Source organism: Mesorhizobium sp. M2A.F.Ca.ET.042.01.1.1, from assembly GCF_003997405.1.
Classification (GTDB): Bacteria; Pseudomonadota; Alphaproteobacteria; order Rhizobiales; family Rhizobiaceae; genus Mesorhizobium.
On record NZ_RZRX01000026.1, the window covers coordinates 18,932 to 38,690 of the forward strand.

The 19,759-nt window shown below is 64.0% G+C and carries 18 protein-coding genes; 6 read left to right on the forward strand and 12 right to left on the reverse strand.

Annotated elements, in window-relative coordinates:
* Positions 1 to 170: 170 nt before the first annotated feature.
* Entirely contained in the window at positions 171 to 1,961 is a 1,791-nt protein-coding gene (locus EOA23_RS06330; RefSeq protein WP_127303260.1) for a hypothetical protein, read from the reverse strand.
* A gap of 195 nt (positions 1,962 to 2,156) precedes the next feature.
* Complete coding sequence (gene leuA / locus EOA23_RS06335) at positions 2,157 to 3,896, reverse strand: 2-isopropylmalate synthase (protein ID WP_127303261.1); 1,740 nt, start codon at positions 3,894 to 3,896, stop codon at positions 2,157 to 2,159.
* 429 nt (positions 3,897 to 4,325) lie between these two features.
* On the opposite strand from leuA, the gene EOA23_RS06340 reads away from it, so the two are divergent.
* From EOA23_RS06340 to EOA23_RS06355, 4 genes are all read left to right on the forward strand, one after another.
* Complete coding sequence (locus EOA23_RS06340; RefSeq protein ID WP_126059690.1) at positions 4,326 to 5,492, forward strand: ATP-grasp domain-containing protein; 1,167 nt, start codon at positions 4,326 to 4,328, stop codon at positions 5,490 to 5,492.
* A gap of 4 nt (positions 5,493 to 5,496) precedes the next feature.
* A complete protein-coding gene (locus tag EOA23_RS06345) occupies positions 5,497 to 6,273 on the forward strand; it encodes an alpha/beta hydrolase-fold protein (protein ID WP_127303262.1) in 777 nt (258 codons plus the stop codon).
* A 127-nt stretch (positions 6,274 to 6,400) separates the two neighbouring features.
* Entirely contained in the window at positions 6,401 to 6,745 is a 345-nt protein-coding gene (locus EOA23_RS06350; protein WP_127303272.1) for a nuclear transport factor 2 family protein, read from the forward strand.
* Positions 6,746 to 6,833: 88 nt separating this feature from the next.
* Positions 6,834 to 7,949, forward strand: a complete 1,116-nt coding sequence (locus EOA23_RS06355) for a siderophore-interacting protein (protein ID WP_245474032.1) — start codon at positions 6,834 to 6,836, stop codon at positions 7,947 to 7,949.
* 12 nt (positions 7,950 to 7,961) lie between these two features.
* Here the strand turns inward: EOA23_RS06355 and EOA23_RS06360 are convergent, their stop codons facing one another.
* The 3 genes from EOA23_RS06360 to EOA23_RS06370 form a co-directional block, all read right to left on the reverse strand.
* A complete protein-coding gene (locus tag EOA23_RS06360; protein ID WP_127303263.1) occupies positions 7,962 to 9,179 on the reverse strand; it encodes an MFS transporter in 1,218 nt (405 codons plus the stop codon).
* The gene (locus EOA23_RS06365) at positions 9,179 to 11,251 is read right to left on the reverse strand and encodes a TonB-dependent siderophore receptor (protein ID WP_245474033.1); all 2,073 of its coding nucleotides are present in this window, start codon (positions 11,249 to 11,251) and stop codon (positions 9,179 to 9,181) included. The genes EOA23_RS06360 and EOA23_RS06365 overlap by 1 nt, the downstream gene beginning before the upstream one ends.
* A 148-nt stretch (positions 11,252 to 11,399) precedes the next feature.
* Positions 11,400 to 12,935 carry an MFS transporter gene (locus tag EOA23_RS06370; RefSeq protein ID WP_127303265.1) on the reverse strand — a complete coding sequence of 512 codons (1,536 nt, stop codon included), beginning with the start codon at positions 12,933 to 12,935 and terminating at the stop codon, positions 11,400 to 11,402.
* Positions 12,936 to 13,079: 144 nt separating this feature from the next.
* On the opposite strand from EOA23_RS06370, the gene EOA23_RS06375 reads away from it, so the two are divergent.
* Positions 13,080 to 13,967 (forward strand): LysR family transcriptional regulator, encoded by an 888-nt coding sequence (locus EOA23_RS06375; protein ID WP_127303266.1) that lies wholly within the window; start codon positions 13,080 to 13,082, stop codon positions 13,965 to 13,967.
* Positions 13,968 to 13,983: 16 nt separating this feature from the next.
* On the opposite strand, the gene EOA23_RS06380 is transcribed toward EOA23_RS06375, so the two are convergent.
* From EOA23_RS06380 to EOA23_RS06410, 7 genes are all read right to left on the reverse strand, one after another.
* A complete protein-coding gene (locus tag EOA23_RS06380; protein WP_127303274.1) occupies positions 13,984 to 14,736 on the reverse strand; it encodes an SDR family NAD(P)-dependent oxidoreductase in 753 nt (250 codons plus the stop codon).
* A 49-nt stretch (positions 14,737 to 14,785) separates the two neighbouring features.
* Positions 14,786 to 15,889: an AbrB family transcriptional regulator gene (locus EOA23_RS06385; RefSeq protein ID WP_127303267.1), complete on the reverse strand. Its 1,104-nt coding sequence runs from the start codon at positions 15,887 to 15,889 to the stop codon at positions 14,786 to 14,788.
* Between the two features lie 87 nt (positions 15,890 to 15,976).
* Positions 15,977 to 16,363, reverse strand: a complete 387-nt coding sequence (locus tag EOA23_RS06390; RefSeq protein ID WP_127303268.1) for a type II toxin-antitoxin system VapC family toxin — start codon at positions 16,361 to 16,363, stop codon at positions 15,977 to 15,979.
* Positions 16,360 to 16,605 carry a type II toxin-antitoxin system prevent-host-death family antitoxin gene (locus EOA23_RS06395; RefSeq protein WP_126059700.1) on the reverse strand — a complete coding sequence of 82 codons (246 nt, stop codon included), beginning with the start codon at positions 16,603 to 16,605 and terminating at the stop codon, positions 16,360 to 16,362. Before EOA23_RS06395 ends, EOA23_RS06390 begins: the two co-directional genes overlap by 4 nt.
* A 146-nt stretch (positions 16,606 to 16,751) precedes the next feature.
* Positions 16,752 to 17,063 (reverse strand): putative quinol monooxygenase, encoded by a 312-nt coding sequence (locus EOA23_RS06400; protein WP_126059701.1) that lies wholly within the window; start codon positions 17,061 to 17,063, stop codon positions 16,752 to 16,754.
* Positions 17,064 to 17,114: 51 nt separating this feature from the next.
* Positions 17,115 to 17,888 (reverse strand): SDR family oxidoreductase, encoded by a 774-nt coding sequence (locus EOA23_RS06405; protein ID WP_127303269.1) that lies wholly within the window; start codon positions 17,886 to 17,888, stop codon positions 17,115 to 17,117.
* A gap of 82 nt (positions 17,889 to 17,970) precedes the next feature.
* Complete coding sequence (locus EOA23_RS06410; protein WP_126059703.1) at positions 17,971 to 18,405, reverse strand: DsrE family protein; 435 nt, start codon at positions 18,403 to 18,405, stop codon at positions 17,971 to 17,973.
* 99 nt (positions 18,406 to 18,504) lie between these two features.
* Between EOA23_RS06410 and EOA23_RS06415 the strand changes: the two genes are divergently transcribed.
* A complete protein-coding gene (locus EOA23_RS06415) occupies positions 18,505 to 19,605 on the forward strand; it encodes a hypothetical protein (RefSeq protein ID WP_127303270.1) in 1,101 nt (366 codons plus the stop codon).
* Positions 19,606 to 19,759: the final 154 nt, after the last annotated feature.

The window sequence follows — 19,759 nt, forward strand, 5'->3', positions numbered from 1 at the left end:
GACGCGCAAGCGCGTCCTAATAGGTGTCGGATCACAGCGTGATACTTCCGCCTGCGGTGATCAGGTGGCCCAAGCACGGGCGTAAGGTGTGCCTATGTCCTACTCGATCCCAACGCGAAGGCACAGCGTGGCCGCCGAACCCAACCGCCCACACTTTTCCTGAAATTGCTCTAGCTCGGATTACCGATCCCGGCGGCACGCAAGGATTGCACCAGCCGATCGGTGAGATCCGCGGGATATTTGCGGTCGACGAACGTCGCGCGCGGGTCGGCGGCGAATTTCGGGAATTCGGCGATGAGCTCGTTGGCAAGCTCGCCCGCCAGCTTGTCGCGGCCCGAAAGCCTGGCGCCGATCAGGCGCGCGGCCAGATAATGCGACTTGGATGCCGTCGTGCGCAGCGACTCGCTGGCGATGGCGGCCTTCTTCATATCGCCCTGCATGAAGGCGCCGACGAACAGGCCATAATCCCACCAGGTCGGATGGCCGCTGAAGGCCTCGACCGCGCGGCCCAGGATCGGCGTTCCCTCATCATACTTGCCGGCGAAGATCAGCCCGTAGCCATAGGCGGCGGCCATACCGAGATCATATGGGTTGAGTTCGTAGGCCTTGCGCGTCAAGCGGATCGCTTCGTCCGCGTTGCCGAGGCGCGAGTTGAGGTAGCCGAGGGCACGATGCGCGTGCGGGTTCATGGGGCCCATCTGAACGGCGCGGTGCGCAAGCGACATGGCCTTTTCGAGCGTCGCATCGGGCGGATAGGGATAGCGGGCGGTGACGGCCTCCCCATGAAGCGCGGCCAGTTCCGCATAGACGAGCGACGATTTGGTGCCTTCGGCGGCAAGCTTCTCCAGGCAGCGATACGCAACCTCGTGCGACTGGGCGTTCATGTCGAGAAAGTAGCGGTCGTCGAGCACCAGGCACCCGATCTGGCTGGTCCTGATGTCGCTCTGGTCGATGTAGCTGTAGATCGCGCCGGAAGCGGGAATGGTCGATGTCAGAAGGCTGGCGATGTTGCTTTCAACCACGCCCGGCGCGGTTTCGGCCGATGTCAGGTTGCGCGACAGCAGAACCCGACCGGTCGCGACGCTCTGCAGCTCGACCGTGACGTCGCCGACGGCGGGCCCGGGAACAATATGAAAGACGAAACTAATCGGGTCGGCCGATTGATCGCGCGTCGAATCCGGAGCGCGTCCGATGAAGTCGATGGTGTCGAAACCGGCAAGACCGGCGCGCAACGACGATGCGACGCGGGCTGCCTCTACTCCATCGGCGTTCATGGCAATGTAGATGAGCGGCAAAGAGGCGAATACCGGCTGGGCGGCGGTTCCGGTAGCGCCGGCCGTTTCGGTCGTTGCCGTCGTGTCGCCGCCGCCGAGGAAGGCATCGCCCTGGCGAAGGATGAGCACGCCGAGCATGGCGATGACCAGAACCATGGCAGCCCAGAAGAATCGCAGTTGCCGCGTCAGTGATTGTGCAGGCGCGGCCGGCGCCGTGAGCGGCACGGGCTCGTCCGATGTCGGGCTGTCGAGATAGTCGGCTGCGGCCGGGGCGGCTTCGGCCGATGCCTGGGGTTGGCGCGCGATGTTGCCGGTGGCGGATTTTGCGTCGCCGGGCAGGCGAATTGCGTTCAGCTCATAGGAGGGGACATAGCCGCCGCGCGGGATCGCAATGCGCACCGGCTCGGCGATGCCTTCATTGGCGAAGTACTGATCCAGGAGCTCGCGTAGGCGACCGGCCTGAACCCTGACCACGGCGTCGGTGGAGGCGTCGAAATCGCCGTCCTTGCCGAAGACGTCCATGGCGATGGAAACGCCCTTCAACCTGTCCGCCTCGCCAGCCTGCTCGCGCTCTACTAGGTAGCGTAAAAGCCTGCGGGCACGCTCGGATCGTCCGAACGTCTCGCTTGCAAGCAGTCGCTCCAATGTCTCGCGCACTGCGGGGGCGGCAGGCGGGGCATGCTCCAAGTGTCGATCCTTCCGAATTCGGCACAGGTTAGGGCGCGATAATATAGCGCTCGCGCCGGCGCACAAGGATGCTTCTGTTATGTGATCGCGTAAGCCACCGGAAATTCCCCCGCCGGTTAACGAACGACAAGGAAGTTGCGTCTGCTTGCAACACGGCGCGCCTTGCGGACGCGCCGTGTTCGGGAGCTTGGCTGGTCAGTCGGCCTTCCCACCGATGATGCGGTTGGCGGCCGAAACGACGGCCTCCAGCGAGGCGGCGACGATGTTGGTGTTGATGCCGGCGCCGAACAGCTTGCCGCCTGGATATTCCATCTCGACATAGGAGATGGCCGAGGCGTTGGAGCCGCGCTGCAAGGAATGCTCGGAATAGTCGAGCACCGACATGTCGACGCCGACATGGCGCGAGAGCGCATCGACGAAGCCGTCGATCGGGCCGGTGCCCGAGCCGGTGATCGTCACTTCCTTGCCATTGTCGATTATATCCGCCTCCACGATGCGCCGGCCCTTCACCTCGGTATCGGGGAAGGTGCGGTGGTCGAGGAACTTCAGCCGCGCGCCGGGCTGGTCGATATAGGTTTCGAGGAAGCGTTCGTGGATGCGCTTGGCCGGCACTTCCTTGCCTTCCGCATCGGTGATCGCCTGGATCGCCTGGCTGAACTCGATCTGCAGATTGCGCGGCAGATTGAGGCCGTAATCCGCCTGCAGCACATAGGCGATGCCGCCCTTGCCGGACTGCGAGTTGATGCGGATGATCGCCTCATAGGTGCGGCCGACATCGGCCGGATCGATCGGCAGATAAGGCACTTCCCAGATCGGAGTGTTGGCCTTCTTCAACGCCTTCATGCCCTTGTTGATGGCGTCCTGATGCGAGCCCGAGAAAGCCGTGTAGACCAGTTCGCCGACATAAGGATGGCGCTCCGGGATCTTCAGCTGGTTCGAATATTCGTAGACATCCTTCATCCGGTTGATGTCGGAGCAGTCGAGCTCCGGATCGACGCCCTGGGTGAACATGTTGAGCGCCAGCGTCACGATATCGACATTGCCGGTGCGCTCGCCATTGCCGAACAGCGTGCCTTCGACGCGGTCGGCCCCGGCCATCAGGCCAAGCTCGGTGGTGGCGACGCCTGTGCCGCGGTCGTTGTGCGGATGCAGCGAGATGATCAGGTTCTCGCGGTTGTCGAGATTGCGGCACATCCATTCGATGCGGTCGGCATAGACGTTGGGCGTCGACATCTCGACCGTCGAGGGCAGGTTGATGATCAGCTTGTTGTCGGCCGTCGGCTTCACGATCTCGGTGACGGCGTTGCAGATCTCCAGCGCGACCTCGAGCTCGGTGCCGGTGAAGCTTTCCGGCGAATATTCGAAGCGGTAGCCGCCGCCGGCCTTGGCCGCCATGTCGGTGATCATCCTGGCGGCGTCGGTGGCGATGCGCTTGATGCCGGCGACGTCCTTTTCGAAGACGACGCGGCGCTGCAATTCGCTGGTCGAATTGTAGAAATGCACGATCGGGCGGTGCGCGCCCTTGAGCGCCTCGAAGGTCCGCGTGATCAGCTCAGGCCGGCACTGCACCAGCACCTGGAGCGATACATCGCGCGGCACGCCGCCTTCCTCGATGCACCAGCGCGCGAAGTCGAAATCGGTCTGCGAGGCCGAGGGGAAGCCGATCTCGATTTCCTTGAAGCCCATGTCGAGGAGCAGCGCGAACATGCGCGCCTTGCGCTCATGACCCATCGGGTCAATCAGCGCCTGGTTGCCGTCGCGCAGGTCGACCGAGCACCAGATCGGCGCCTTGTCGATCACCTTGTTCGGCCAGGTGCGGTCGGTCAGGCCGACAGTGGGGTAAGACTGGTACTTGCGGGCCGCATCCGGCATGTGGCCGGCCGCGCGCTTGCCGGCTTCAGCCTCGTCGGCGCGGATTTCTTCTCGTGCGTTCATCGTCTCTTCTCCGGGCGGCTCGCATGTTCGCCTTGGGCGGATTGGTGGCGAGCGTCGCCTCTACCAGAATTTCATTCGCTTGATTATGACTTTGCCAAGGAGCATGCGCCTGAGGCGGCGGGTGTCGACCGCCGGGCGCTCCTTCAGCGAACCCGGCGATCGCCGATAAGGCCGAGAAGAAGCAGGGTCGAAGCGAGCGCGCGCGCCGTCTCGCCGGCAAAGCCGGGGCGAGAAGAAGCGACGGGGCGAACGCGCGAGGTCATGGCGGCTCTCTTACAGGAGCGGCCCGCCGGAGGCAAGCGTGCGCAAGGGCGAATGCACCGGGCCTGGTCTCGTCGCGGGCGGAGATGTCTTCCCCACGCCTTGTAAATGGGCCAGACTTGGTTCCGAAGGCTTGGCTGTCAAGCGAAGCTCGGGGAGGGGTTGCCCATGAATTTCGTGTTCTTCTCGCCGCATTTCCCGGCCAACGGCGCCGATTTCTGCGACCGGCTGAAAAAGGCCGGGGCCACCGTGCTCGGCATTGGTGACGCGCCTTACGAGACCCTGAACGGCAAGCTGAAGGCCGCGCTTTCGGAATATTACCGCATCGCGGACATGGAAGATTACGATGCCGTGTTCCGGGCGATGGGCCATTTCATCCACAAATGGGGCCGCATCGATCGCTTCGAGTCGCTCAACGAGCATTGGCTGGAGCTCGAAGCCAATATCCGCACCGACTTCAACATCTATGGCACCAAGCTCGACTTCGTGAAGAATCTGAAACGGAAAAGCCGCATGCGCGCCTTCTTTCGCAAAAGCGGCGTCGAGACCATCCCGCAGCGCAAATGCTCCGACCGCGCCGGCGCCATGACCTTCATCCGCCGTGTCGGCTACCCTGTGGTGGTCAAGCCGGATTCCGGCTCCGGCGCCTCCAACACGTTCAAGATCTCCAATGCCAGGGAGCTCGACCAGTTCTTCAGGGACAAGCCGGAGGACGTCACGTTCGTCATGGAACAGTTCATCGAGGGGCTGGTGGTGACCTTCGATGGGCTGGTCAACCGCGACGGCGAGGTTGTGCTGGCGGCCAGCCACCGCTACGACCAGAGCATCATGGACGCGGTCAACAAGGACCGCCACATGAGCTACACCTGCTTCCCCGAGATCACGCCTGCGGTGGAGGAGGCGGGGCGCAAGATCCTCAAAGCGTTCGACGTGCGCGAGCGCTTCTTCCACATCGAGCTGTTCGAGACCAAGGACAAGCGCGTCATCGCGCTCGAGGTCAACATGCGCCCGCCCGGCGCCTGGATGACCGACGCCATCAACTACACATTCGACATCGACGTCTATGCCGCCTGGGCCGACATGGTGGTCAAGGATGCCGCCGGAGGCCCCTATAAGGGGAAGTATTTCACCGCCTATGCCAGCCGCAAACGCCATATCGACTATTTGCACAGCCATGCGGACGTGCTAGCCGCCCATGGCGACAAGATCGTCCATCACCAGGCCATCGAAGAGGTCTTCAGCCGCGCCATGGGCAATTACGCCTACCAGATGCGTTCGAAGGATCAGAAGGCACTGCGCCAGGCGGTCGACTATATCCACGCGGAAAAGGCCTGAGCCGATGGACGTCTCCTATCACAAGGGCCATGCCCGCAATCTCGGCCGCGACATGGAACACAAGCGCTACGGTCATGCCGGGCGCCCGGTGGTGGTGTTCCCGACCTCGCAAGGACGCTTCTATCAGTTCGAGGATTCCGGCGGGGTTGGCGCGCTTGCCGAGTTCATCGACACCGGCCGCATCCAGCTCTTCACGCTGGACGGCATCGATTCGGAATCCTTCTTCAACAAGCATGCCGATGCGGCGCATCGCATCGCGCGGCACGAGGCCTATTTCCGCTATGTGCGGGAAGAGGCGCTGCCGGAGCTGCAGGCGGTCGCCGCCAAGTCCAATGGCGGCCGTGCCTTGAAGCCATTGTTCTGCGGCTGCTCGATGGGCGGCTACCACTCGTCGAATTTCGTGTTCCGTTTTCCCGAGCTCGCGAGCGGCGTGATCTCGCTATCGGGCGTCTATTCGGCCCGCGACTTTTTCGGCCGGCAGCTGGAAGGCAACATCTATTTCAACTCGCCACTGGACTATCTGCCGGGCATCGTCGACCAGAAGCTGCTCGGGCGGCTCAGGGCGCTCAGGCTGATCTTCTGCTGCGGCCAAGGCGCCTGGGAAGAGCGCATGCTGGTCGAGACGCGCGAGCTGGAACAGGTGCTGCGCGACAAATCCATTCCCGCCTGGGTCGACTATTGGGGCGGCGATGTCAGCCATGACTGGCCATGGTGGCACAAGCAACTGGTCTATTTCTTCGGCCGCTGGCTGGATGACGATCTGATGCATAGGTTGGATTGAGCTGTGCCGATATTCAGGTGAGCCCGGCCTGCGAACGGCAGTTTCCTGCGCTTCCGGTGCTCACGTACTTCAAGTACGCTCCGCTCCGGTTCTCGGAAACCGCCGTTCTCGACTCGGCCTGACCTGAATCTCAGCACAGCTCGGAGGCTCAGCCCATGACCATCACGCCCGATCCGATCCGCGCTTTGTCGAAGCCACCAACGCCGGCGATAGCGAGGCCTTTCTCGGCACATTCACTGACGACGCTTTCCTGAGCGACTGGGGTCGCGATTTCCATGGGCGCGACGGAGTCGCGCGGTGGAACCGATCGGACAATATCGGCGTGCAGTCCAATCTTCGCATCGTCCGCATCGCGCAGCGCGATGGCGTCCACCATGCCCGGGTCGCCGTGACGGGCAATGGCTTCAACGGCGAGGGCGACATGGCCTTCACGCTGGACGGCGACCGGATCGCAAGCCTGATCATCAGCTGAAGCCGGACAGGGGTTGGGTCTTTCGCAAGTCGACACAAATATGACTTTATTGATCATGTTTTAGTGGCAAAGCCGCCGACGCTGTGGCATGCCGGTACCCGTGACGACATCGAAAGGCCCGGCGATGAAGCTCTTGAACGCGCAAACTCGTATCCAAAACGATGACATTCGCGTGGTGATGGACAGGCTGCGCGCCGAGCATAGCGACTATGAAATCGACACCGGCGATGCCGGCCGATGGGAATTCCGCATGCATTACGGCTCGTTGAACGCATCGTTCGACGATCACGGCGTGCTGGTACGTGTGGCGGCGCAGGACGAGACCTGCCTCTCCTATATGAAGATGATCTTTGCCGGCCATATCGCCGCACATCTCAGCACGACCGAAGGATTGCGCTGGCATGGGGACGGCACGGACGCTGGGACGCCGGTGTTCTTCCGCGAAATATCGGTGCTGTCCTCGACGCGGTTGTCGCCGCATATGCAGCGCCTGCGCTTCTCCGTCCGCGACCTCGGCCGCTTCGCCCATGGCGGATTTCATGTCCGGCTTCTGTTGCCGCCGGCCGGCCGACAGGCGGTCTGGCCGACCATGGGCGCCGACGGCCTTATCGTCTGGCCGTCGGGCGAGGATGCGCTGACCATCCGGGTCTATACGATCCGCGCGCTGGACGTGGCCGAGGGCTGGCTCGACATCGACTTCGTGCTGCATCCGGGCGCCGAGACGCCGGCCGCGAGCTTCGCGCAGAATGCGCGGGCCGGCGACATCATCGGCATGATCGGTCCCGGCGGTGGCGGTTTGCCCGAGGCGTCCAACCTGCTGCTTCTGGGCGACGATACCGCGCTTCCGGCGATTGGCCGGATGCTGGAAGACCTGGCGCCGTCCGCCCGCGCCGAGGCCTTCATCGAGGTCGATGGTCCGCAAGAGCGGGTGACGTTGTCGGCGCGCGAGAACATCGCCGTCCGTTGGCTCTACCGGCATGGCCGCGAAGCAGGCCGCGCCGGCCTGCTTCCGCAGGCGTTGCGCGAACGCGCCCGGCTGCCATGCCCTGACGATCTCTATGTCTGGGCGGGATGCGAGTTCGCCGACTTTCGCGAGATCCGCCGGATAGCACGCAAGGAATGGGGCTTGCCGCGCGACCGGCATCTGGTCACCGCCTATTGGCGCCGCGGCGTGCAAGGCGAGGACGGAGCCGGCGAGGAATAGCGCCGTCTCGTCTCAGTCGCGGCCGCTGACCATGGCGATCGCCGGCGCTGCCAGCAGCGCGACCACGCCCGCTCCGGCAAACAGCGCACCGTAGCCCAGATGCTGCGCCGCATAGCCGGCCAGGATCCCGCCCGCCATGCTGACCAATGCGTCCATGCACTGGAAAAGCGTGAAATCGACGCCCGCTTGCCTCGGGTCCGACCAGCACATGAACTGCGCATAAAGCGCGACGAAGCCGAGCGCCATGATGCCGGAGGAACTCAGCATTGCGACGGCTGCCAGCGGGCCTGCCGGGAAAACGCCCGAAAGCGCGAAGGCGGCGAGGACGAACAGCGATCCAGCCTGCAAGACGAGCGCGAGCACAAGCACGCTGCGCGTGCCCAACCATCGGACGAGCGCGCCGCCGGCAAGGGCGGCCGCGACGCCGAGGATCATGCTGCCGGCGCCGTTGACCAGGCCGATGGTGGAAAGGCTGAGCCCGGCATCGACGAGAAAAGGGCCGAGCATCGCCAGCGCCGCCTTCTGCGCCAGAACGTAGATCGCCGACGCCATCAGGCCGCGTTGTATCTGCGGACGCCGCAACGCCATGCCGAGCGAGGGCACGTGGTCGCGAACTTCCTCGTGCGGCCGGCCAGCGACGCCGAGCAGGAAGGGCAGGCCGAGCAGCACCAGCAGCGAGGCCATGACCGACACCGCCGGACGCCAGCCCTGGACATCGACAAGGAAGAGGAACAGGCCGCCGCCGATCGCCGAGCCGAGATAGGCGCCGCCGACCTGGGCCGCATTACCCCAGCCGAGATTCTTGCCGGCAAGGTTCTGCACCGCAAAACCGTCGCAGGCGATATCGACCGTCGAGGCTGCAAAGGCAACCACCGTCAGGCAGGCGACCACGGGCCAGAAAGCGGCCGGGCCGAGTTGCGCGACAGCCAGCAGTCCGGCGATGGAGACCAGGCCACCGATGAGGACGATCGCGCCGGTTCGGTTCCGTCCCGACAGCGGAAGCCGGTAGCGCTCCACGGCCGGCGACCACAGGAATTTCAGCGCCCACGGCAGGGCGATCAGGGTGAACAGGCCGATGCGGTCGAGCGGCAGGCCCTGGTCGCGCATCACGGCCGGGAGACCCGTCCAGGTGATGCCGCCGATCACGCTCTGGGCCACATAGAGGCCGCCGATCGCCGCGACGATGGCAGCCGGCGACGAGGCGGCCCGGTTCGAGGCGGAGACTGACATCAGAAACGATAGCGCAGGCTGCCGAACAGCGAGCGGCCCTCGTCGCGGTAGCAATAGCCGGCCGAGCAGATCGTCTGCTGGTTGTCGAACAGGTTCTTGGCGTTGATCTGCAGCTTCACGCCTTCGAGCTTCGGGCTGCGATAGCCGAAATCGTAGGACAGTGAGGCGTCGACGAAGGCGCGCGCGTCGTTCTTGAACGTGTTGGTGTCGTCGCCGTAGCTGGCGCCGGCGAAGCGCACGCCGGCGCCGAGTCCGAGCCCTTCCAGCGTGCCGTTCTCGAATTGATAATGGCCCCAGAGCGACAGGATGTGGTTCGGCGTCGCCGACAGTTCCTTGCCGTCGGTGCCTTCGGCGCCGCGTTCGATCTTCACGCGCAGATAGGTGTAGGAGGCGATGACGCTGAAGCCATTGTCAAGCGAGGCATTGGCCTCCAGCTCGACGCCGCGCGAGTTTAGGTCGAGCTGGCGCTGCTTGTTGATGCCGGTCGAGGCGTCGAAGACGACGCCGTCCTTTTGGTCGATGTCGAACAGCGCGGCGCTGACGGTCGCGTTGCGGTCGGGGATCTCGTACTTGACGCCGATCTCCTTCTGCGTGGCGATGGTGGGGCGGGCGACGCGGCCGACGGAACTCGTAATGTCGTCATAGACGAAGCCGATGTTGGGCGAGAAAGAGGTCGAATAGTTGACGTAGGGAACGATGCCCCATTCGGTCCGGTAGGACAGGCCGACGCGGCCGGAGAAGGCGCTGTCCTTCTGCTTCGACTGGCTGAAATCGGCGGCCGTGGAGGTTGTGTCCACCCAGTCGTAGCGGCCGCTGGTGAACAGGGTGAAATCGTTCCACTCCATTTGGTCGTGCAGGTAGACGCCGAGCTGGTTCATCTCCTGCCCGCCGGAATGCGGGACGGGGGCGGCCTTGATGTCCTCGACCGAGACGTAGGAGAGCCCGCTGCCGGCGTCATAGTCCGACCAGGCGTAGTCGATGCCGGCGATCGCGGTGTGCTTGACCGGCCCGGTGTCGAATTCAAGCTGGGCCATGTTGTCGACGACGAAGTTCTTCATCGCTTCCGTGTAATGGCCCCAGTAGCGCTGCAGCGGTTGGTCGGCGCCGATCGCGTAATGGCCGCTATATTCGATGTCCGAGTCGACGGCGTTGTAACGCAGGTTCTGGCGCACGGTCAGCCACTCGTTGAAGCGGTGCTCGAACTCGTGGCCGATGCGTCCCTGGCCCTGGGTGAAATCGTTCCAGGCCGGATCGCCTTCATAGACGTTCGACAGCGAGCCATAGGCGGGGTTGTAGAATGCCGCGGTGCCGCCGGTGACGGACTTCGAATATTCGCCGAGGATGGTGAGCCTGGTGTCCTCGTCCGGCTTGAAGGTGACGGCCGGCGCCAGATAAAGCTTGTCGTCGGGATAATCGGGCAGCCCGGTCTCGCTCAGGCGGCCGAGGCTGGTGAAGCGGTAGAGAATGCTGCCGTCGTCATTGACCGGCCCGGAAGCATCGAGCGCGGCCTGGAAGCGGTTGTGCTCGCCGGCCAGCAGCTCGATCTCATGGAACGGCTCCTCCTTGGGCCGTTTGGTGACGACGTTGACGATGCCGCCCGGACCGCTGACGCCGTAAAGCGAGGATGCCGGTCCCTTCAGAATGGTGACGCCCTCGATGCCGTAAGGTTCAGTCTTGAACCAGGCGGAAGGGCCGTTGTACTGGCGCAGCCCGTCGCGGAACATGCCGTTGTAGAAGGCCTGGAAGCCGCGCAGGAAGAAGGCGTCGTAGCGCGTGTCGAAACCGAAGCTGTTCGGATTGGCGCTGGCCGTATAGCCCAGCGCGTCGTTCAGTGTACGCGGCTTCTGGTCCTCGATCTGCTTTTGCGTCACGACCGAGACCGCCTGCGGGATCCTAGCGATCGGCGTGTCGGTCTTGGTGCCGATGCGGTCCTTCTTGGCGACATAGCCGTCCTGCTTCAGGATCTCGTTGCTCTCGGCGGTCACCTCAATCCTGTCGAGAACGGTGGCGTCGCCGCCGTCCTGGGCAAGTGCCGGCCAAACATGGCTGAGGATGGCGCTGCCCGCCAGCAATGATAATCCCCGGCGCCACGTCCTCGACCGCTTCGGCATTAACCTGTCTCCAATACTCATATTTGATCACGTCTCCGCGCTCTCAAATATGAGTATGTGAGTCAAGTATTTTTTGACGCCTCCTCGAACTTGATGGCGTCACGCCGCGTCAGCCTTCCTGGCAAGCCGGGAGAGGAGCGATGTCTTGCTGTGGCGCCGATCCGCGACGCAGGCCGAGGAAGACGATGATGGCCGTAAGCACGGTGATCGTCGCTAGCACGATGAGCAGTCGGTCGAAAGCAGTCTCATAGGCCTGGATGAGAGCCGTGGCGCCAGCCATCGGCAGATGTTGGATCGTTGCGGCGATGTTGCCGGTTGCCAGCAACTGTGCGGCCGCGGCCGCTTCGGCAGGCGAGGCCAGTCCTTGAGCGCCGAGCTGCGTGGCCGTGAATCCCGACAAGACCGCCATGACGATCGCCAGGGCCACGCCCTCGCTGGCGACGCGGGTGGTGTTGAAGATGCCGACCGCCATGCCGGCGCGCTCCTTCGGCACGACGCTGACCGCCAGTCCGTCCATGAGCCCCCAGGGCAAGGCGATGCCGATGCCGATCAGGACCAGCGGGGCCACCAACGCGCCGTCCGCCGCAGGCACGCGGCTGAGCCAGACAAGGCCGGCCGCTGCGACGAGGAGGCCAACGCCGCAGATCGTGGCGGGCGCGATCCAGCGCGCCGCCTGGCCGGCGAGCAGCGGCAGGATCAGCAGCGGGCCGGAGAGGCAGATCATCAACTGCCCCGCCTTGATCTCGCTCATCCCCTCTATACCGATGAAGCGGATCGGCAGGAGCACGAGCAGGACGACGAAGGCATAGGCGGGTGCCGCGGCCAGGAACTGGACGCCGACGAAACGCGGGAAGCGGAACAACGTCAGGTCCAGCATCGGCCGGCGCACCCGCCGCTCGACAATGACGAAGGCGGCAAAGCCGACGGCAGCCACGCCAAGGAGTGCGAGAACGAAGGGATCGGCCCAGCCGCTTTGAGGCGCCTGCAGCACGCCGTAGGTCAGCGCGGCAAGCGCGATGGTGAAGGTGCCGGCGCCAGCCCAGTCGAGCCCGGTTGCGTCCGGGTCGCGTGATTCGGTGACGGTGCGCAGGCCCAGCGCGGCCGCGGCAACGCCAAGCGCCGCCACCAGAAGGAAGATCGCGCGCCAGCCGAATGTATCGATGAGCAGGCCGGAGGCGACAGGGCCGAAGGCGAGCCCGATGCCGAAGCTGGTGCCGAGGAAACTGAAGGCGCGCAGCCGCGATTGCCCGTCGAATTCCTGGGCAAGTGCTGAGGCACCGCCGGCGAAGGCGGCAGCACCGCCTATGCCTTGCAAGGCGCGGAACATGTCGAACCAGACGATGTCCGGTGCCAGCATGCAGCCCAGCGCGGCAAGGAGGTAGACGGCGAGGCCGGCGAGGAAGATGCGCTTGCGGCCATGGTTGTCGGCCAATGCCCCGGCCGCCATCAGGCCGGCGCCGAAGGTCAGCATGAAGGCATTGGTCACCCAATTGAGCGCGAGCGGACTGCCGCCGAGATCGGCGGCAATGCGAGAAAGCGCCACGGCGGGGCCGGTAAAGCTCAACGGCATCGTCATGGCGGCAAGGCAGACCGACAGCAGCACAAGCCATCTGCCGGCGGGGCCGGTTCTGGTCATCAACGTCATGGATTTTCCTATCCGAGGAGGAATTGCCGGCTTGCGCTGACTCGCGTCGCCGATCGCAACCAAAGATAGGACAAGGACATTTCCGGCAAAATAGTATTAAATCTCCATTCATACCGGAATGAAGCGCTCGAATGGATTCAAGCGATGGATCGTCTCAACGGCCTTCTTGCCTTTGCCCGCACCGCCGAATTCGGCAGTTTCGTCAGCGCGGGGCGAGCGCTCGGCATTTCCGCTTCCGCCGTCGGCAAGAGCGTCGCCCGGCTCGAGCAGGAGCTCGGCGTGCGGCTCCTGCAGCGCAGCACCCGGCGCATCGGCCTGACCGAGGAAGGCAAGCTGTTCAATGAGCGGGTGCGCCGCATCCTCGACGACATCGACGACGCCGAGGCAATGCTGTCACGGACACGCGAGACGCCGCACGGGCGGCTGCGTATCTCCACCCCGATCGTCACCTATCACCTGCTGTTGCCGGTGCTGTCGGAATTCATGGCGCGATACCCGGAAATCGAGCTCGATATCGATTTCAACGATCGCATCGTCGACGTCATCGAAGAGGGCATCGACGTCGCGATCCGCAGCGGCGAGCTGCCCGATTCACGGTTGGTGTCGAGGCCGGTCGCGCCCTTTCGCATGATCCTGAGCGCGGCCTCGTCCTATCTCGATCGGCATGGCACGCCCGGCACGCCCGCGGATCTGGCAGCGCATTTCGGCATCCATTTCCGTTTCCTCAACAGCGGCAGGCTGCTGCAATGGCCATTCATCACCGGAAGCGCCGCGCCGCAGATACGCTCGATGCTGACCTGCAACAACATGGAGGCATTGAAGGGCGCGACGCTTGCCGGTCTCGGCATCGCCTGCATGCCCGATTTCCTGGTGCGGGAGGCGCTGCATGACGGAAGGCTGCGGACCGTGCTTGACGAACATGTCGACGGCCGCGGCCAGTTCCGCCTGCTGTGGCCATCCAATCGCCACCTTTCGCCGAAGGTCCGCGTCTTCGTCGATTTCCTGCCCGAGCGGCTTGCTGTCGGGCGATAGGTCCCCCGCGGGGTGGTCAGTAGGTGGTGCGACCGCCCGAGAGGTCGAAGGTGGCGCCGGTGGTGAAGGAGTTCTCGTCCGACAGCATGAAAGCGATCATGGCGGCCGCCTCCTCGACCTCGACGAAACGGCCGCGCGGCACCTTGCCGAGCATGTAGGCGACCTGGGCCTCGGTGAGCTGCTCGAGGATGCGGGTGCGGGCGGGCGAGGGCGTCAGCGCGTTGACGGCGATGTCGTATCCGGCGAGCTCCTTGCCGAGCGATTTGGTCAGCGCCAGCACGCCGGCCTTGGCGGCCGAATAGGCGGCGGCGTTGGGATTGCCCTCCTTGCCGGCCACCGAGGAGATGTTGACGATGCGGCCATAGTTGCGCGCGACCATGCCGGGCACCAGGCGCTTGCAGCAATAGAAGACGCCGTTGAGGTCGATGTCGACGATCTGGCGCCAGGCGGCGGGATCGTAGTCGACCACGGTGGCCGCCGGCCCGGCAATGCCGGCATTGTTGACGAGAAGATCGACGGGGCCAAGCGTCCGCTCGGTCTCGGCGGCGGCGCGATCGACGGCTTCGATCTTCGACTGGTCGCAAAGGATGGCCTCGACCCGGCCAAGGGAGGCGAGCTCGGCTACGGCCTTGGCCATTGCGGCCTGGTCGATGTCCCAGATGGCCACGCCGGCGCCTGACGACAACAAGCGTCGCGCGACCGCAAGGCCGATGCCTTGCGCGCCGCCGGTCACCACGGCGACGCGCCCGGAAAGATCGACGGCATTCACACGACGGCTCATGGGCATTTTCCTCGCTCCCACCTTGCAATAGCGCGGATCAGGCCCTCACGTTTCGCGCCACCAGCCTGGCTACGCTTGGCCCAATGAGCAGCACGACCAGGAAGCGTGCCGACTGCAAGGCCATGACGAAGGAGATGTCGACGTTGCGTGCCGCGGCGGCGATGATGGCGACACTGTCCATACCGCCGGGGCTGGTCGCCAGATAGGCGGTCAGCGGGTCGATGCCGAGCAGGCGGCTGATGACGAAGGCCATGCCGCCGCAAAAGGCGATCAGCGCGACGATCGAGCCGATGATCTGCGGCAGGGCGCGCGCCGCGTGGCGCAGGATCGGACGGGTGAAGTTCAGGCCGATCGACCAGCCGACCATGGCGTAGCTGATCGCCAGCAGCCAGGGCGGCAACTGCATCGGCACGCCGAGGCCGAGATGGATCACCGCGCCGAAAATGAAGGTGCCGAGAAAGAACGGCGAGGGCAGCCTGACCAGCTTTCCGGCCAGGCCGCCGACCACCGCGATGCCGATGGTGGCGACGAAGGCGACAGCATCGATCGGCGGAAACCAGATGATGGGCGGCATCTCGACGCCGGATGTATCGACCCACATGCTGGCGACGAGCGCGGCCGTCATCGAGACGAAGATGACGCGCAGATATTGCATGAAGGCGACGAGACGCTGGTCGGCGCCAAAGGCGCCAGCCATCAGCACCATGGCCGTGGCGGCGCCGGGCGAGGAGCCCCAGACCGCCGTGGTGCCGGGCAGGATGCGCCAGCGGCTGATCAGCCAGCCGAGCAGGCTGGAGGCGGTGACAGTTGCTATCACCACACCGAGGAAGAGCGGCCATTCCTTGTAGAAGGCTGGAAAGATGTCGGCGGAGATCGAATTTGCCACCAGGCAGCCGACGATCGCCTGGGCCGAACCGAACAGGAGGCGCGGCACGCGCACCGTGGCGCCATTGGTGCCGGCGAGGATCGCGGCAAGCATAGGGCCGATCAGCAGCGCCGCCGGCAGGGCGGCGAGTTCCAGCGCGCCGGCGAAGAGCAGCGAGAACACCAAAAGCACCAGCCATTGCCGCCGCGGGCGCAGCCGCGCCATGCGCTCGATCGGCGTCTGGTCCTGGTATGGTTGCTCTGGCGAGGAGTCCATATTTTGGTCTTAGACCTGGAGCTGGGAAATGCGAACCCCAATACACAGGAAAACCAAACCCCGATCCTGTCTTTGACGGATCTCTGCTCAGACCTTTCGGACAGGACCAGGGTAACGGGCGACAAGATCGTCCACAGTCAGTAAGGTGATGCCTTCCACGGTCGCTTGGGCAATAAGAATTCGGTCGAAGGGATCTTTGTGGAGGGACGGAAGTCCGTCGACAGCGACGGCGTGCTCACTGGTGATGGCTAATTCGCCATAGCCGTTGTCGAGAAGGCCGCGCCGAAGCAAACGCGGATCGACCGTGAAGCCGCCCTTCCCAAGGCCACGTTTGATTGCGACCTCCCAAAGGCTGGCAGCACTGAAAAGCAATTCGTTTGACGTAGCCTCCATCTCGGCCACGGCCGTAAGTGGCAGCCGGTCTGGCTCACTGGCCGCCCATAGAAGCAAGTGGGTGTCGAGCAACAATTTCATTTTTTGAGGCCGAACAACTGTTCGATCTCATCTTGACCCATGCGATCGAAATCGTCGGGCACGGAAAACTGGCCAACCATGAAACCAAGCCGTTTTTTCTGTGCCCCGGCTGGCTGATCGATGGGAACGACCTTGACCAGCGGCTTGCCCGCCTTCGCAATTATGAATGGCTCACCCTTGGCAGCCTGGTCCACGAGACGTGAGAGATTGGTCTTGGCATTGTGGATGTTTACGGTCTGCATCGTTGTTCACCCAATCAGACTTAGTCCGATAAACTTAGTTTATTAGTTTAGGTATTACAAGTTCTCGGCAACTGGATATCTGCCGCCAATAGCGATGTTGCAGAAGGCCGCGACTCAGCCAGCAAGTTTTGAGGTTTTCGAAGAGCTCAGCCGGCCTTTTCCGGCGCAGGAAGTCCAAAGCCGCCGACCGGATGAGTCTCGATCTGGAATTCGAAGCCGGCGATGAAGGGACGCGCCCTGGCAATCGCGGCCTGGACTTCCGGCAATTGCAGCGAGGCCTTGTGGCTCGCCTGGTCGGTCCACACCTCGGTGACCCAGATGGCGTCGGCGTCGGCCGGATCGGTGGCGATGATGTAGCTCAGGCAGCCGGGGAGCGCGGCAGTGCTTTCGCGCAGCACGTCCATGACCGCATCGCGCTTGCCGCGCGCCGCCCGCATCTTGCCGATCAATCCGTACATGCCTTGATCTCCCTCCAGGTTGCACGCTCAATCAAGTATGCAATCGCTAGGTCACGGCATCAACTGGCCGCCATTCACCTCGATCACCTGGCCGATGATGTAGCCGCTCAACAGATCGGACGACAGGAACAGGTAGGCGCCGACGCAATCTTCGGCCGTTCCGGCGCGTCCCTGCGGAATGGTCGCGACCATCGCCTTGATCTGCTCGGCGCTCGAATAGCGTTCGTGGAACGGCGTCAGGATCGTGCCTGGCGCCACCGCGTTGACGCGGATGCCGAAGCCGATGAGTTCCTTCGCCATGCCGCGCGTCACGTTGGAAACGAAGGCTTTCGACGAACCATAGAGGCCGGCGCCGCCGCCGGCGCCATTGCGCGCGGCGATCGAGGTGGTGTTGATGATGAAGCCGCCCTGGCGCTTCAGCCACGGGATCGCCTTGCGCGAGGCGGTCAGCACCGAGCGGGCGTTGAGGTCCATCACGGCGTCGTAATGCGCTTCGTCCTGATCGGCATAGGCGATGCGGCCGAGCATGCCGCCGGCATTGTTGACCAGGCCGTCGAGCCGGCCGAAATGCTGGGCGCTTTCCTCGACCACACGCTCGACGTCGGTGGGTATCGAAAAATCGCCCTGAACCAGAAACACCTCGCCACCGTCATCGCGGATCGCTTCGGCCACGGCTTCGGCGGGTGCGCGGCTCGCATTGTAATGCAGCGCGACGCGGCATTTCTGCGCCGCGTAAGCGCGGGCAAGGGCGGCACCGATGCCGGTCGAGGCGCCGGTGACCAGCACCGCCTTGCCGGCAAGATCGGGAATGGCAAGTGTGGTCATGTCGGCTGGCCTCCAGGTTGGCACATTTCGTAGGCCATTGCCGGCCTTCCGTTCAAGCGTTGGCGTTCAAGCGTGGCCGCGTTCAGGGCCGGAGATAGACATAGCCCTGATGCTGCAGTTCGGCGAGTTTGACGACGCCGCCCTTCTCGGCAAGCTGGAAGCCAGTCAGCAGGTCGGTCAGCGTAATGTCCATGCCGCGCAGGGTGTTGCCGCAGGCCTGCGGGACGAGCCCCTGCTGGACGAGGCCGGCAAAGCGGCTGGAAACAGCGCCGGAAGCGCCCTTGGATTTGAAGGCCGCAAGTGCCGGACCATGCACCACAAGGACAATATCGACATTGCCGCCGGTGCCCTCATAGTGGTTCTTGATGTTGCCGAGGACGAAGTTGACCTTGTCGGCGTCGCTGAGGTGATAAGCGACCTTCGGCTTCTCCTCAGCCGTTGCCGCGTTGGCCCGGTTCAGGCCGAAAAGGCCCGCGGCGCCGGCAAGCCCGGCACGAAAAATGTCACGGCGCAGCATTGTACCCTCCATTCGCTCGCCCGCTCGCGCGATTTTGCATGGTCCGGGCGGCGCTCCTAGACTAGCATAAAGCCAGTCGTGTCGGGGGAGGAGGGTCACATGACATCGAGGACCATGGCGGTGAGGACCATGGCGGGCGTAGCGCTTTGCGCCGCCCTTGCCGCTTTTGCCGGCGCGGCGCGCGCCGAACAGCCGCCCAAACTTCCCGAGCTCAGCCCGACCGGTGCCGACGTCTGCTTCGGCCGCATCTACGACGCCGCCCATCTCAAGGCGCATCCGCACCAGAAAGTGGAGCGCATCTTTTTCTTCTATGGCCATGATCCGGTCAGCCGGCCGAACGAAGAACCCCCCGCCAACCAGGATACTTCCTATAACGGCTTTCTCACCACCACCGTGCGCGGCGCCAAGAAGTCCGACTGGGCGGCCGGCTGGTGCAACAAGGAGGATCCGAGCGACAAGGCGAGTGGCATCCGTTGCGGCATGGATTGCGACCGCACGCTCGCCTCGCTGAAAGTCGACGACAAGGGCCGGCTGATGCTCTCCAACGTACAGCCTGATGTGTATCTCGACGCTGGCGCGGAGGAGGATCTCGGCAAAGCCGAGTACAACAGGCAGGCGCTGGGTAGCGAGGACGACAATTTCAAGCTGGAGCCGATGCCGGCCGAGACCTGCAAGGCGGAGTTCGCGCGCATCGACCCCATCGACCCGGCGCTGGGTGATCCGCTGCGCGTGCGGCTAAAGCCCGATCAGCCCTTCTGCTTCGGGCGAGACTATGACGATGCGCATCTGAAAACACATCCCAACCAGATGACGCAATCGATCCGAATCTTCCGCGGCCCGGTCGAGCTCGCTTCCTTCGCGACCGGCGGCGATGCCGCGACCTGGCCCGACGGGGCGGATATCGCCGTTTCGGTGACGACCAGGCAGAAAGGGAAAAAGGTCACGCAGACCTATTCCTGTCAGGGCGAGGCCGACCAGTGGCGCTGCTCGGCAAGCTCCAAGATGAGCGATTTTTCCTGCGACATCTCCCAGAAGGAGATTTTTCTCAAGCGCGGCCCCAACGGCACGATGATGGTCGCGAACCCCAACAATGCGGTGGCGGTTGTCGATCTCTGTTCGAAGGCGGCGGACGGCAAGACCAAGTCCGACGACAAGGTTTATCGGCTGCAGCCGATGCCGCAGTCGGCGTGTGCTCCTTAAACATTCACTTCGTCATTCTATGGCGGAGCAAGGAGCGTAGCGACGCAGCGCAGACCATAGAATCCATGCCGTGACGCTAAGGCGCTGAAACGGTGCAGAATTCTGCTCCGTTGCACGCCTTGGCAAAGGTAATGGCATGGATTCCCGGGTCTCC

Excerpts from the sequence above, each read along its gene's own strand:
- leuA (WP_127303261.1), bottom strand. The coding sequence starts at position 3,896 with ATGAACGCACGAGAAGAAATCCGCGCCGACGAGGCTGAAGCCGGCAAG.
- EOA23_RS06340 (WP_126059690.1), top strand. The coding sequence starts at position 4,326 with ATGAATTTCGTGTTCTTCTCGCCGCATTTCCCGGCCAACGGCGCCGAT.
- EOA23_RS06345 (WP_127303262.1), top strand. The coding sequence starts at position 5,497 with ATGGACGTCTCCTATCACAAGGGCCATGCCCGCAATCTCGGCCGCGAC.
- EOA23_RS06355 (WP_245474032.1), top strand. The coding sequence starts at position 6,834 with ATGCCGGTACCCGTGACGACATCGAAAGGCCCGGCGATGAAGCTCTTG.
- EOA23_RS06360 (WP_127303263.1), bottom strand. The coding sequence starts at position 9,179 with ATGTCAGTCTCCGCCTCGAACCGGGCCGCCTCGTCGCCGGCTGCCATC.
- EOA23_RS06370 (WP_127303265.1), bottom strand. The coding sequence starts at position 12,935 with ATGACGTTGATGACCAGAACCGGCCCCGCCGGCAGATGGCTTGTGCTG.
- EOA23_RS06375 (WP_127303266.1), top strand. The coding sequence starts at position 13,080 with ATGGATCGTCTCAACGGCCTTCTTGCCTTTGCCCGCACCGCCGAATTC.
- EOA23_RS06385 (WP_127303267.1), bottom strand. The coding sequence starts at position 15,889 with ATGGACTCCTCGCCAGAGCAACCATACCAGGACCAGACGCCGATCGAG.
- EOA23_RS06390 (WP_127303268.1), bottom strand. The coding sequence starts at position 16,363 with ATGAAATTGTTGCTCGACACCCACTTGCTTCTATGGGCGGCCAGTGAG.
- EOA23_RS06395 (WP_126059700.1), bottom strand. The coding sequence starts at position 16,605 with ATGCAGACCGTAAACATCCACAATGCCAAGACCAATCTCTCACGTCTC.
- EOA23_RS06400 (WP_126059701.1), bottom strand. The coding sequence starts at position 17,063 with ATGTACGGATTGATCGGCAAGATGCGGGCGGCGCGCGGCAAGCGCGAT.
- EOA23_RS06405 (WP_127303269.1), bottom strand. The coding sequence starts at position 17,888 with ATGACCACACTTGCCATTCCCGATCTTGCCGGCAAGGCGGTGCTGGTC.
- EOA23_RS06410 (WP_126059703.1), bottom strand. The coding sequence starts at position 18,405 with ATGCTGCGCCGTGACATTTTTCGTGCCGGGCTTGCCGGCGCCGCGGGC.
- EOA23_RS06415 (WP_127303270.1), top strand. The coding sequence starts at position 18,505 with ATGACATCGAGGACCATGGCGGTGAGGACCATGGCGGGCGTAGCGCTT.